Here is a 13086-nt window from a genome sequence, read left to right on the forward strand (position 1 = left end):
GTGCAGTTATTGTGCAAAGTAATTTAAACAGAGAAGAAGTGGGGCGCTGGCAGCAAAAGAGGAGAAGGAACGCGAATAAAGCAGAGAGGGTGGTCATCGGGGCGAGCGTCAGGCTCAGGTTTATACGGCGCGATGAAAAACAATCAGGCCCGCAAGGGGCCTGATTGATCACAAGGGGAGGGTGGTTGCCGATCAGCGGGCGCGAACCACCAGACCCTTGAGGTAGAAGCCTTCCGGATAGGCGGTACCGATGGGGTGATCGGAGGCCTGGGAGAGCAGCTCCAGGATCTGGGCATCGCGACCAGCATCGAGCGCTGCATCGGCAACGATCTTCTGGAACAGGCTCTGCTCCATCAGGCCGGAGCAGGAGTAGGTCAAGAGCACGCCACCCGGTGCCAGCAGCTGGAACGCCAGCATGTTGATGTCCTTGTAGCCACGGCAGGCACCCAGCAGCTGGGCCTTGCTCTCGGCGAACTTGGGCGGATCCAGCACGATGACATCGAACTTCTCGCCCTTCTCGCGGTATTCACGCAGCAACTTGAACACGTCGTGACGGACAAACTGGGTGTTGCTGGTATCCAGCCCGTTCAGCTCGGCGTTCTGGCGGGCGATATCCAGCGCATTCTGGGAGAGATCGACGTTGACCACTTCCTTGGCGCCGCCCTTGAGGGCATAAACGCCAAACCCGCCGGTGTAGCAGAAGCAGTTGAGCACCCGCTTGCCTTCGGTGTACTTGGCGGCAGCCTGACGGTTATCCCGCTGATCCAGATAGAAACCGGTTTTGTGACCGTTGCGAATATCCACCAGGATCTTGACGCCGCCATTCTCCTCGATGACCACCGGCTCGTTCGGGGTCTCGCCATAGATGACGCCGGTGCGCTCTTTCAGCCCTTCCTTCTTGCGTACCGCCACATCGGAGCGCTCATAGATGCTGCACTCTGGGTAGAGGGTACGCAGTGCTTGCGTTATCAGCTCACGCTGGAACTCGGCACCGGCAGAGAGGATCTGGCACACCAGAAAATCGGCATAACGGTCGATGGTCAGACCCGGCAGACCGTCGGATTCGGCGGCGCAGAGGCGATAGCCGGTGAGACCCTGACGCTTGATCAGCGGATCGCGAGACTCCTGCGCATATTTGAGGCGATGGATAAAGAAGTCGAGATCGACGGTCTCATCCTTGTCGAAGGTCCAGACTCGGGCACGGATTTGGGAGCTGCCTGACCAGGCGCCACGGGCGAGCCACTTGCCATCGTTGGCATAGATCTCGACGGTATCGCCGTCAATGGGGTTGCCCTGAACCCGCTCAATCCCCTTGGAGAAGATCCAGGGGTGGCGACGCAGCAGGGATTTTTCACGGCCTTTGACGAGATAGATGGAAGCGCTCATGGATGTTTGCCGATGGTAGAAAGAAAAGGGGCCACATTCTATGTGCAATAGTGCGGCTAAGCCAGCCTTTGCTGGTATATGGCAGAGTGACGAATTGTACGTCTGGACAACGCCCGAGTGTTGCATATGCAAGATTTGCAGAATATCAATGTTGGCGTTTCACGCTGTTTATCTTATATGCCACAGTTGGTTGTGCTTGTTTTTTGTTCAGTGATGGCACACTATGTGTGCGCAATGTAGTCAATAAAGCGTTTTAACCTTACTTTATAGTGATTTTCGCTAAAGAGTCATTTGATGATGTCGATAGTGGGGGAGACCATTTTGAATCTTTCCTGTATCGAGCTGTCCATGTTCCTCTCCATCGCTACCAATATTTCTGCCCTCAATGCTTCTCGCCATCTTGGTCAATCATCCAACACGCTGGATTCGGTATATCGACGACTCTCATCCGGCTTGCGCATCAACAGTGCCGCTGATGATGCAGCAGGCTTGCAGATCAGTAATCGCCTCACCAGTGAAGTGAACGGGACCAACACCGCTATTCGCAACGCCAATGATGGGATCTCGGTGATCAATGTCGCCGATGGGGCGCTTGATGAGTCGGTGAACCTGATGCAGCGGATGCGCACCCTGGCACTGCAGTCGGGAAGCGGTGCCAATACGGCAGAGGATCGCGTAGCCCTGAATGCTGAGTTCAAGCAACTGCAGTTGGAGATGGACCGGATTGCCACAGGTACCCGGTTTGCCGGACAGGACCTGCTGGCGGGGAGTTACGAAGGTATCTTCTTGGTCGGTGCCTATGCAGGACAGAATACCGTCATTACCGATCTCAATGCCCAAACCAAAAATCTGGGGGAGATGGAGTGGCAAGCGCGCAGTCCGGCAGGCCGCAAACCGGGGGCATATGACATAGCTGATCTCAAGCTTTCATCTCAGCCTATCACCCTTAATGGCGTCACCTTTGACAAGGACTATTCAACCCTGGAAGCGTTCGTGGCAGATATTAATGGCACAACCTTTCCCAATAATCAGGGACCGGTACAAGCGCAACAACTGCCATTTTCAGTTGCCTCCGCGGTCGATTTATCCGCATTACCCTCCTATATCGATGTGGCGGGCCACTCTGTGGATTTGACCACAGGCATTGATATGACCGGATGGGATCCGGTCAATCCGACAGCAAAAAATAGTGCCATCATGGCAACCGTGGTTCAACGCATCAACAGTACTGCGCAATCGGCAGGTCTGGGTTTTTATGTGAGTGCCTCCAACAACAGCAATCCCGCCAGCAATGCATTGACCATGCATAGCGCCCAGGGCAACAGCCTTGCGTTGGCCAATGGCACAACCCCCCCTCCGCAGCCAGCACCACCGGCGCCTCCGGTGATCAGTAGTTCCTCTCTGAGCTCTCTGTTACCCGATGTTACATCGACGACGTATATCGGTCAGATGGAGCTGCGCTCATCAGGCGACAAGTATTCCAATATTGATATGCAGGGATCCAGCTTGCATGCGCTTGGCTTTTATCAAGAGGACAAGAAGAAATATACCGTTGATAATATTGATGTTCTTAGTGAAGACAACGCCAGCAGGGCCATCAAAACCCTGGATGTGGGTATGAAACAGCTGGGTGTTCAGCGCGCTCGGCTCGGTGCCCAAGCCAACGCGCTGGATTCACGGGTACGCAATCTGGCCAATGCCAATGAGAACCTCAGCGCTGCCCGCTCAAGGATCCGGGATGCCGACATGGCTGTGGAATCGGCTCGCTTGGTCAGCACCCAAATCTTGCAGCAGGCGAGTGCTTCGATTTTGAGTCAGGCAAACAGTCGCCCCAATGCGGCCCTGAGTTTGCTGCAATCCTGAGCGGGACTGCCAGCCGGCATAGCAATTGGTCGCTATCATTCATGGTCACTATCCATAAAGACAAAGAGGCCACCCAATGGGTGGCCTCTTTTCTTATTGCTTCTTGTTGCCGGATGCTATTCGGCAGCGTCAGAGAGTGATCCCCTTGAGTGCCTGGGCCAGTTCGCTGGCGGTGGCTTTAAGCCCCTGCGTACCGGCTACCGAGGCGCTGGCAGACTCCTCCACCTGCGCCGCCTCATGGCGCACTTGATCGAGATTGTGGGTGATCTCGGCGGCGACCGAGCTCTGCTCTTCGCTGGAGGTGGCGATCTGGGTGCTCATCTCCAGCACCGCATCGCTGTGGTTGCTCAGTTTTTCGATATCCAGCCCCACTTCGCTGATGAGCTGCTGGCTGCTGGCGGCACGCCCTACAGTCTTTTCCATGATCTCGTTCAGCGCGCCGGTACCGGTCTGCAGCTCTTCGATCATCTGCTGGATCTCCACCGTCGCCTGCTGGGTACGGCTGGCGAGGGTACGCACCTCATCAGCTACCACCGCAAAGCCACGACCCTGCTCACCGGCACGGGCCGCTTCGATGGCGGCGTTGAGGGCCAACAAGTTGGTCTGCTGGGAGATGGCGTTGATGACGTTGACCACCTCGTTGATCCGGTTGGCGTTGTGGGTGAGCCGCTCGACTGCGCCGGAGGCGTTGCCAATTTCGTCGGCCAGGGTACGGATCGCCTCTATGGTGCGGGCTACCCGGTTGGCGCCATTGGCTGCCTCTTCGCTCGACTGGCGCGTCTGCTGCAGGGTGTCGTTGGCATTGCGCGCCACTTCGCGGATCGCTGCCGACATCTGTTCCATGGCGGTGGCCAGTGAATCCATGTGTTGGCGCTGGGAACGCGCCATGCTCTCGCCTTCGCGGGCATGGTCACGAAACTCGTCGGCGGCCATGGTCAGCGCTTCGGCAGACTCCTCCACCAGTTTGACGATCTGGTGCTGGCGGTCGGTAAAGCGGTCGATGCTACCCGCCAGGGTGGAGAACTCGTCGCGCACCGGAAAGAAGTTGAGTCGGAAGGTGAGATCGCCGTCCGCCACGGTTTGCAGCGCCTTGTTGGTGGAGTAAAGCGCACCGGAGACAAAGGTCATCATGTAGTGGATCACCAGCGCCATCAGGGCGGCTAGCGCGCCGATCAGGAGCAGGGTAGAGCCCTGACCCTCCCACATGGAGAGGTTGCCGGTGTCGAGATCACCGATGACGTAGCCAGCCTGACCCGCTGGCGCGCTAAAGAGGTAGTGCTCCCCTTGCTGTTGCAACCCGCTGCTGCCTTGCCGGGTCAGACGCAGATCAGCAGGCAACACCAGAGTGGGCTGCTGGCTGACCAGCTGCGCTGTGGTCTCGACCCGTTGCTGCAACTGCGCTACCCGCAGGGAGATCTCCTGCTGATGGCTGGCCGCCAGCATATACCAGCTGAGAAAGGCGATGATGAAGAGAGGTAACCAGAACGCGATATGGAATTTTTCACTGATGGTGAGGTGAATGAGATAGCGGTCAACCCACCGGAATTTAACTTCTTTCATAATGGAGCTGCATCCTGCAGAGATAGAGTGTCGGGCACATTATCGTCTCGGGAAATTTTTTCTTAAGCGGAAGGTGTGAGAAATGGGAGAGCAATCGTTTGTCATTCGGGTGTGGGGGCAGGTGCAGGGGGTGGGATTTCGCTATTTCACCCGCGAGCGGGCGCTGCAACTGGGTTTGCGGGGCCATGCCTACAACCTGGAGGATGGCTCGGTGGAGATCCTCATCAGCGGCCCCGCGCAGGGGGTGCAGATGATGCTGGGTTGGCTGGAGCATGGCCCGCGCACCGCCAGGGTGACCCGGATGGAGTATGAAGAGGCGCTGCCGCCCACCGGTCAGGGCTTTCACACCAACTGAAGGGGCGGAGACGAGATGGACGCTGACAAGGAAGGTCTGTTGCTGACTCAGGCAACAAGCTGGGTCGCCCGTTATCAGGAGGCGGCGCGGGCGGTGCGCGAAGAGGCCAGTGAACCGGCCGTGCATGGCTACCGTATCGCGGCGCGCCGCTTGCTGGCGCTGCTCGCCCTGTGGCGGCCACTCACCTATCATCCCGAGCTGGAGCGGCGTCTGCTGCGCTCGGTCGGGCGGCTTTCGGCGCTGCGGGATGCGCAGGTCTACGCCGAGCGTTTTGGCAAGCCGCCTGCCAGCACGGGTAATACCCACAAATCGGCCTGTCGCGTGCCCCTGTTGTCGAGGCGACTGGCCCGCTGGCTTGCGGCGGTGGCGCAGGTGCAGGATGCGCGGGCATTGGCGTTCCTCTATCAGCAGCATCTGGCCCTGAGCCTTGATGAGGCGCAGAGCGCTCTCGATGAACCTATTCCCTGTGTTGGGAAATCTGCCAGCTCCCGTCAGCAACAGTTGCGCCGCTGGCATCGGCTGCGCCTCGAGATCAAGCAGGCCCGTTATGGCGTGGAACTGTTGCTGGATCTGGGGAGTGGAGATCCCTGCTGGTTGAGCACCCTGACTCACTGGCAGGAGCGACTCGGCCAGTTGCAGGATTGGCGTCAATGGCGGCGGAGGTTGCGAGCAGAGCAGGGGAACACCCGCAAGCAGACGAAACTGCGGCAGCAGTTGAAGGGGAAGATCACCGCTCGTTTGTGTCAACTGGACTGCCAGCAGGCGGAGCTAGTGGCGCTCAAACTGGCGATGCAGGCAGGCCACAACGTGGATGACATGCCAAGTCGGATGGTCAGGTATTCAGAACAAAATGTATCGTCCACCAAGTCAAGCGGTGGATAGCCTCGAGGCCGCAATCTGCGGAAGTCATCCGCGACCAGCATCTACAAAAACTAACCAAGCCAAACAGGTGAGACAAAAAAGAGAGGCCGTTTGGCCTCTCTTCTTCTATCTCGCTGTGGTCGCAGTCAGCGATACGCTTACTTGACGCGCATACCAGGCTGGGCGCCTTCCTGCGGCTCCAGGATCCAGAGATCCTTGCCGCCCGGGCCTGCGGCCAGCACCATGCCTTCGGACATGCCGAAACGCATCTTGCGCGGCGCCAGGTTGGCCACCATCACGGTCAGCTTGCCTTCCAGATCTTCCGGGTTGTAAGCGGACTTGATACCGGCAAACACCTGACGGGTTTCGCCGCCGATATCCAGTTGCAGCTTGAGCAGCTTCTCGGCTTCCGGTACCGCTTCGGCCTTCTTGATCAGCGCGACGCGCAGGTCAATCTTGGCAAAATCGTCATAGGTGATGGTTTCGCTGATGGGGTCATCAGCAAGCGGGCCGGTCACTTTCGGTGCCTGCTCCTTGGCCAGGTCTTCCTTGGAGGCCTCGATCATGGCTTCAATCTTCGCAGGCTCGATGCGGGAGAAGAGCGCCTTGAACGGTGCCACGGTGTGATTGACCAGCGGCATCTCGATGCCATCCCAGCTGAGGGTTTCGGCCAGGAAGGCTTCGGCACGTTTGGCCAGCAGCGGCATGACGGGCTTGAGGTAGGCCATTAGCACGCGGAACAGGTTGATGCCGACCGAGCAAACCGCTTGCAACTCGGCGTCAGCCCCTTCCTGCTTGGCAATAACCCAGGGCGCCTTGTCGTCCACGTAGCGGTTGGCCTTGTCGGCCAGCGCCATGATTTCGCGGATGGCGCGGCTGAATTCGCGGCTCTCATAGGCTTCTGCAATGGCGGTGCGGGCGTTGGCGAACTCGGCGTAGAGCTCGGGCTCGGCGCAGGTCGCCGCCAGCTTGCCGCCAAAGCGCTTGGCGATAAAGCCGGCGTTGCGGGAGGCGAGGTTAACCAGCTTGTTGACCACGTCAGCGTTGACCCGCTGCACGAAATCTTCGAGGTTCAAGTCCAGATCGTCGATGCGGCTGTTGAGCTTGGCGGCATAGTAGTAACGCAGGCACTCCGGATCCAGGTGGTTCAGGTAGGTAGATGCCTTGATAAAGGTGCCCTTGGACTTGGACATCTTGGCGCCGTTGACGGTCACATACCCGTGTACGTTGACCTTGGTCGGTTTGCGGAAGTTGGCACCTTCCAGCATGGACGGCCAGAACAGGCAGTGGAAGTAGGCGATATCTTTACCGATGAAGTGGTAGAGCTCGGCGTCGGAGTCCGCTTTCCAGTAGCTGTCAAAGTCGATGTCGCCACGCTTGTTGCACAGATTCTTGAAAGAGGCCATGTAACCGATGGGGGCATCCAGCCAGACGTAGAAGTACTTGCCCGGGGCGCCGGGAATTTCGAACCCGAAGTAGGGGGCGTCACGGGTGATGTCCCACTGCTGCAGGCCGCTCTCGAACCACTCCTGCATCTTGTTGGCCATCTCTTCCTGAATGGCGCCGGAGCCACGCACCCACTCAGAGAGCCATTTTTCAAACTGCGGCAGGTCGAAGAAGAAGTGCTCGGAGTCCTTCATGACCGGAGTCGCGCCGGAGACGGCTGATTTCGGATCGATAAGCTCAGTCGGGCTGTAGGTGGCGCCGCAGCTGTCGCAGTTGTCGCCATACTGCTCCGGAGACTTGCACTTGGGGCAGGTTCCCTTGACGAAACGGTCCGGCAGGAACATGGATTTTTCCGGATCGAACAGCTGGGAGATGGTGCGGCTCTTGATAAAGCCACCATTTTTCAGGCGGCCGTAGATCAACTCCGCCAGCTCGCGGTTTTCGTCGCTGTGGGTGGAGTGATAGTTGTCAAAGCTGATGTTGAACCCGGCGAAATCGGCCTGGTGCTCCTTGGAGACCGCGGCAATCATCTCTTCCGGGGTGATCCCCATCTGCTGAGCCTTGAGCATGATCGGGGTGCCGTGGGCATCATCGGCACAGATGAAGTGCACCTGATGACCGCGCATTCGCTGATAACGAACCCAGATATCGGCCTGGATATGTTCCAGCATGTGGCCAAGATGGATGGAGCCATTGGCATAGGGGAGGGCGCAGGTTACCAGCATTTTACGAGGATCAGTTGCCATATTACGTTCTTGATGTGCTTGTTGGGATGATAGAGTGCCGTGCATGTTACCCGAATTGGGGGTAGCCTGCCTAGGGTTGTGGCTATGCCAACCTTGGCAGCACCTGCCGTTACGATGGCAGGCAAGCCACTGATTTGTGTGCGGTAACCGTTCACCTCAAGATAATGACAAGATAATGAGGAGTTAATGGTGATTGATTCAGTAAAACAGATCCTCGCCGAATTTAAGCCAGCTGGCTGGCACAAGGATCTGGTGGATGCCGGATTCGTTCGCGAGATCATCAATCAGGGTCAGGGGCTCACTATCCGGCTGGTATTGCCGTTTGCCGGTCTCTCGCTGCTCGATCAGCTCAAAGAGAACTACGATGCCAGGCTGCGCAGCGCCACCGGCGCCGCCCGTATCGACTGGGCACTGGAGATTGACGTCGCCAGCATGCCGCGGGCGCAGGGCCTCAATGCCGTGCAGGGCATTCGCAACATCATCGTGGTTGCTTCCGGCAAGGGGGGGGTGGGTAAATCTACCACAGCGGTCAACCTGGCGCTGGCCCTGCAAAAAGAGGGGGCGCGGGTCGCCATTCTCGATGCCGATATCTATGGCCCTTCCATTCCCACCATGATGGGCACCCTCACAGAGTGCCCGGTCAGCCATGACGGCAAGCTGATGGAGCCGGTGATGGCCTGCGGCCTCAAGAGCAACAGCATCGGCTATCTGGTCTCCGAGCAGGATGCCACCATCTGGCGTGGCCCGATGGCTAGCAAGGCGCTGGCGCAGATCCTCCATGAGACCCGCTGGGGCGAGGTGGATTATCTGGTGGTAGACATGCCGCCGGGCACTGGCGATATCCAGCTCACCATGGCCCAGCAGGTGCCGACGTCGGCGGCAGTGATCGTCACCACCCCACAAGATGTGGCGCTGGCCGATGCCCGCAAGGGGATCGCCATGTTCAACAAGGTCAATGTGCCGGTGCTCGGCATCATCGAGAACATGAGTTATCACGTCTGCAGCGCCTGCGGTCATCATGAGCCGCTGTTCGGTACCGGTGGCGGCCAGAAGATGGCAGAGCAGTATCAAGTGGCACTGCTTGGTCAATTACCGCTGCACATCGATATCCGCCAACACATGGATGATGGCTGTCCGACGGTGTTCGGCGCACCGGAAGGAAGCCTGGCTCAGGCCTATTTGAAGCTGGCTCGCAGGGTAGGGGCTGAACTCTTTTTCAGCGCAAAACCGATTGCGACCCCCCTCTATGCCATGGCGCTGGATGAATAATCGGCGGTCGGTCACTTGAAAGGGAATTGAGGGTGGGCATGACCCACCCTTTTTTATATAATGGATCGGTTTAAACCATCCCCACTGCTCTTCTCTTTTAGGTATTTGTCATGTCTGATACTCAACATTCGTGTGTGATCATCGGTATTGCGGGCGCATCTGCGTCTGGCAAAAGTCTTATAGCCCAGACCATTTATGAAGAGCTGGTGGCCGAACTGGGCGCAGGTCAGATTGGTGTGATCACCGAAGATTGCTACTACCGTGATCAGACCCACCTGACCATGGAAGAGCGGGTCAAGACCAACTATGACCACCCTAACGCGCTGGATCACGACTTGCTGGTACAGCACCTGAGCCAGCTGGTCAAAGGTGACGCGGTTGCCATTCCCCAGTACTCCTACACCGAACACACCCGGATGAACGAAGTGACCCCGTTTGCGCCGCGCCGGGTGATCATTCTGGAAGGGATCCTGCTGCTGACCGACAGCCGTCTGCGGGATCTGATGGATGCCTCCATCTTTATGGATACCCCGCTCGACATCTGCCTGTTGCGCCGTCTGGTGCGTGATGTGCAGGAGCGTGGCCGTACCATGGACTCCGTGCTCAAGCAGTACCAGAAGACGGTGCGTCCGATGTTCCTGCAGTTTATCGAGCCGTCCAAACAGTATGCCGATGTGATCGTGCCCCGTGGTGGCAAGAACCGCATCGCCATCGACATGCTCAAGGCGCGTATTCGCCACATGTTGATTGGTTAAGATGAAACAAGCCGGGTGATGCCCGGCTTTTTTAAAAGCACAATTTGTCAGGAGAGTCGCCCAATGCGTCTGTGTGATACCGATATTGAACGCCATCTGGATGAAGGCAAGATCGTCATTGAGCCACGGCCCGGGGTAGAGCGGATCAGTGGTGTCAGTGTCGATGTGCTGCTGGGTAACGAGTTTCGGGTGTTTCGCGATCATACCGCGCCCTATATCGACCTGAGCGGCCCGAGCAGCGAGATGGCCGATGCCATCGATCGGGTGATGAGTGACGAGATCCACATCCCCGATGGCGAAGCCTTCTATCTGCACCCGGGTCAGTTGGCGCTGGCGGTGACCTACGAATCCGTTACTCTGCCTGCCGATATCGTCGGCTGGCTGGATGGCCGCTCTTCACTGGCGCGCCTGGGTTTGATGGTGCACGTGACGGCGCACCGGATCGATCCGGGTTGGTCCGGTCGTATCGTGCTGGAGTTCTACAACGGCGGCAAATTGCCGCTGGCGCTGCGTCCGAAGATGAAGATCGGCGCCTTGAACTTCGAGATGCTCTCCGGCGTCGCGGCCCGTCCCTACAACAAGCGGGAAAATGCCAAGTACAAGAGCCAGCAGGGCGCCGTTGCCAGCCGTATCAATCAGGACTGATGACAGGCCGCACAGCAACGATCCAAGGGAGCACAAGGTGCTCCCTTTTTGCATCTGGAATCAAACGGATATGGGGTTGATGGTACTGGTCGGATGAGATTGGCGGGGCAGGGACGTTTTATCACCACGTTTGCCCGTATTTCTGTCATAAAAGCGTCATAAAAATGAAATTATTGGCTTAATTGTCAGCTATTTTTGCCCTTTCCCGCAATCATTGGCGGCTTTAATTAATCGATGGCAAGCCGCACGAGGACTGGCTCTAGGATATTTTTTTCCAAAAAGCTCTTTTTTTTTATGGCTGAAATATTTCAATGGTGGCTATGGTGTTGGCCGCCATCTGGCATAATCCGCCGCAACTCATAAACAGGCTTTTTTTTATGTTTGAAATGTTTAGTGGTTTGGGTTTGTGGTGGTCAATCGGTTTGGTATTGGCCGTTTTTTTTGTGCTTGCCTATGAATTTATCAACGGCTTTCACGATACCGCCAACGCGGTAGCAACGGTTATCTATACCAAGGCGATGCCAGCTCACCTGGCGGTCGTCGCATCGGGGATCTTCAACTTTTTCGGCGTCATGTTTGGTGGACTGGGTGTGGCCTATGCCATTGTCCATCTGCTGCCCATCGACCTGCTGCTTGGGATGGACTCCACCCAAGGGTTGATCATGGTCTTCTCCTTGCTGTTTTCCGCCATCGTGTGGAACCTGGGCACCTGGTTCTTCGGGATCCCGGCCTCCAGTTCACATACCTTGATCGGTTCCATTTTGGGGGTAGGCGGCGCCTATGCCTGGATCACCCATAAACCGGTGACAGAAGGGATCAACGTGGGCAAAGCGATCGACATCATGCTTTCCCTCATCATCTCTCCCACCATCGGTTTCATCATCGCGGCGCTGCTGCTGCTGGCGATGAAGCGCATCTGGACCAGCAACAAGATCCACAAAACGCCGGAAGAGCGCCAGCTGGTGGATGGCAAGAAACACCCGCCGTTCTGGGCGCGTCTGACCCTGGTGGCCTCAGCCATGGGCGTCAGCTTCGTACACGGCTCCAACGATGGCCAGAAGGGTATCGGTCTGGTGATGCTGGTGCTGATCTGTATGGCGCCCGCCTATTTCGCGCTGGACATGAACAGCCGCGCTTATGACCTAGATCGGACCCAGGATGCCAACCAGCGCATCATGGAGATCTACCAGCGCAACCAGTCCGCCCTCTCTGGTGTCATCAACTTCTCTGCACCGGCAACGGCTCAGGAAGAGCTGATGACCCACTGCTCCGCCGATGGCGTGCTGCAGGCGATGGCCACCCTGGATGCCCGTCTGGGTGCCGTGCGTACTTATGATCAGATGAGCCTGACTGACCGCCGCGAAGTGCGTCGTCTGCTGCTCTGTATCGATGACACCGCCCGCAAGGCTGCCAAGCTGCCGCTGCCCGCCAAGGAGCTGACCGATCTGGCCAAATGGCGCAAGGATCTCACTGCGACCGCTGAATACGCACCGACCTGGGTGATCGTCTCCATCGCGCTGGCGCTCGGTTGTGGCACCATGGTGGGCTGGCGTCGTATCGTCCATACCGTGGGCGAGAAGATCGGCACCACCGGCATGACCTACAGCCAGGGCATTGCGGCCCAGATCACGGCTGCAACCTCCATCGGAGTCGCCAGTCTGACTGGTATGCCGGTGTCCACCACCCACATCCTCTCTTCTGCGGTGGCGGGGACCATGATTGCAAACAAATCCGGCCTGCAGAGCCAGACCATCAAGACCATCCTGATGGCCTGGGTGCTGACCCTGCCGCTGACCATGCTGCTCTCCGGCGGTCTGTTCATCGTCAGCCACCATCTGTTTGGTGGATAATATCGCTTTTTTTCTAAGGGCCCGCGGGCCCTTTTTTCATATCTCCGATTCTCTTTAATATGCCAACAAACAACGTTGTGCATTAAAATTATCAATAGGTGTGATGCTAAAAATTAACGCTTTGAATGAACTTTCTCAGAGATATACAAAGCGCAAACACAGGAGAAAGCAGGGCGTTTTCCTGTAGCAACACTCCCTTCAAAATCCCATTCACCCGCTCCGCCAACGCATTCTGGTAACAGTCATACCCATCCTTCATCGAGCATTTCACCCCGTACCGCTCATGTAATGACTGATACAGCCCAGAGCAATACTGCACGCCGCGGTCTGAGTGATGGATGAGTTCACCG

10 protein-coding genes and 1 pseudogene are annotated in these 13086 nt (G+C 57.4%); 7 read left to right on the top strand and 4 right to left on the bottom strand.

Annotation, left to right across the window (positions count from 1 at the left end; translation table 11 throughout):
• Positions 1-192: 192 nt before the first annotated feature.
• A complete protein-coding gene (locus AB5Y82_RS05420) occupies positions 193-1386 on the bottom strand; it encodes a class I SAM-dependent methyltransferase (protein WP_162632653.1) in 1194 nt (397 codons plus the stop codon).
• Positions 1387-1680: 294 nt separating this feature from the next.
• Here AB5Y82_RS05420 and AB5Y82_RS05425 point away from each other — a divergent pair, with 294 nt between their 5' ends.
• The gene (locus tag AB5Y82_RS05425; protein ID WP_162632651.1) at positions 1681-3249 is read left to right on the top strand and encodes a flagellin; all 1569 of its coding nucleotides are present in this window, start codon (positions 1681-1683) and stop codon (positions 3247-3249) included.
• A 129-nt stretch (positions 3250-3378) separates the two neighbouring features.
• Here the strand turns inward: AB5Y82_RS05425 and AB5Y82_RS05430 are convergent, their stop codons facing one another.
• Positions 3379-4809, bottom strand: a complete 1431-nt coding sequence (locus AB5Y82_RS05430; protein ID WP_111901475.1) for a methyl-accepting chemotaxis protein — start codon at positions 4807-4809, stop codon at positions 3379-3381.
• 82 nt (positions 4810-4891) lie between these two features.
• On the opposite strand from AB5Y82_RS05430, the gene AB5Y82_RS05435 reads away from it, so the two are divergent.
• Together AB5Y82_RS05435 and AB5Y82_RS05440 are read left to right on the top strand one after the other, a co-directional pair.
• Positions 4892-5164, top strand: coding sequence for an acylphosphatase (locus AB5Y82_RS05435; RefSeq protein WP_005345583.1), 273 nt, complete (start codon positions 4892-4894; stop codon positions 5162-5164).
• Positions 5165-5179: 15 nt separating this feature from the next.
• Positions 5180-6046: a CHAD domain-containing protein gene (locus AB5Y82_RS05440; protein ID WP_111901474.1), complete on the top strand. Its 867-nt coding sequence runs from the start codon at positions 5180-5182 to the stop codon at positions 6044-6046.
• 137 nt (positions 6047-6183) lie between these two features.
• Here the strand turns inward: AB5Y82_RS05440 and metG are convergent, their stop codons facing one another.
• The gene (gene metG / locus AB5Y82_RS05445) at positions 6184-8217 is read right to left on the bottom strand and encodes a methionine--tRNA ligase (protein WP_111901473.1); all 2034 of its coding nucleotides are present in this window, start codon (positions 8215-8217) and stop codon (positions 6184-6186) included.
• A 186-nt stretch (positions 8218-8403) separates the two neighbouring features.
• Between metG and apbC the strand changes: the two genes are divergently transcribed.
• The 4 genes from apbC (at position 8404) to AB5Y82_RS05465 (ending at position 12736) form a co-directional block, all read left to right on the top strand.
• Positions 8404-9486 (top strand): iron-sulfur cluster carrier protein ApbC, encoded by a 1083-nt coding sequence (gene apbC, locus AB5Y82_RS05450; RefSeq protein ID WP_111901472.1) that lies wholly within the window; start codon positions 8404-8406, stop codon positions 9484-9486.
• Between the two features lie 110 nt (positions 9487-9596).
• Positions 9597-10241, top strand: coding sequence for a uridine kinase (udk, locus tag AB5Y82_RS05455; RefSeq protein WP_005352133.1), 645 nt, complete (start codon positions 9597-9599; stop codon positions 10239-10241).
• Between the two features lie 63 nt (positions 10242-10304).
• Positions 10305-10886, top strand: coding sequence for a dCTP deaminase (gene dcd / locus AB5Y82_RS05460; protein ID WP_005336719.1), 582 nt, complete (start codon positions 10305-10307; stop codon positions 10884-10886).
• A gap of 377 nt (positions 10887-11263) precedes the next feature.
• Positions 11264-12736 (top strand): inorganic phosphate transporter, encoded by a 1473-nt coding sequence (locus AB5Y82_RS05465; protein ID WP_040065480.1) that lies wholly within the window; start codon positions 11264-11266, stop codon positions 12734-12736.
• A gap of 196 nt (positions 12737-12932) precedes the next feature.
• Here the strand turns inward: AB5Y82_RS05465 and AB5Y82_RS05470 are convergent.
• Positions 12933-13086: pseudogene (locus AB5Y82_RS05470) on the bottom strand (IS3 family transposase); the annotation flags it as partial.

Origin of the sequence: Aeromonas sp. s13 (assembly GCF_040907905.1) — a bacterium.
Taxonomy (GTDB): domain Bacteria; phylum Pseudomonadota; class Gammaproteobacteria; order Enterobacterales; family Aeromonadaceae; genus Aeromonas; species Aeromonas veronii.

Coding starts and splice junctions, on each gene's coding strand:
- AB5Y82_RS05435 (WP_005345583.1), top strand. CDS start 4,892: ATGGGAGAGCAATCGTTTGTCATTCGGGTGTGGGGGCAGGTGCAGGGG.
- udk (WP_005352133.1), top strand. CDS start 9,597: ATGTCTGATACTCAACATTCGTGTGTGATCATCGGTATTGCGGGCGCA.
- dcd (WP_005336719.1), top strand. CDS start 10,305: ATGCGTCTGTGTGATACCGATATTGAACGCCATCTGGATGAAGGCAAG.
- AB5Y82_RS05425 (WP_162632651.1), top strand. CDS start 1,681: ATGATGTCGATAGTGGGGGAGACCATTTTGAATCTTTCCTGTATCGAG.
- metG (WP_111901473.1), bottom strand. CDS start 8,217: ATGGCAACTGATCCTCGTAAAATGCTGGTAACCTGCGCCCTCCCCTAT.
- AB5Y82_RS05420 (WP_162632653.1), bottom strand. CDS start 1,386: ATGAGCGCTTCCATCTATCTCGTCAAAGGCCGTGAAAAATCCCTGCTG.
- AB5Y82_RS05465 (WP_040065480.1), top strand. CDS start 11,264: ATGTTTGAAATGTTTAGTGGTTTGGGTTTGTGGTGGTCAATCGGTTTG.
- apbC (WP_111901472.1), top strand. CDS start 8,404: ATGGTGATTGATTCAGTAAAACAGATCCTCGCCGAATTTAAGCCAGCT.
- AB5Y82_RS05440 (WP_111901474.1), top strand. CDS start 5,180: ATGGACGCTGACAAGGAAGGTCTGTTGCTGACTCAGGCAACAAGCTGG.
- AB5Y82_RS05430 (WP_111901475.1), bottom strand. CDS start 4,809: ATGAAAGAAGTTAAATTCCGGTGGGTTGACCGCTATCTCATTCACCTC.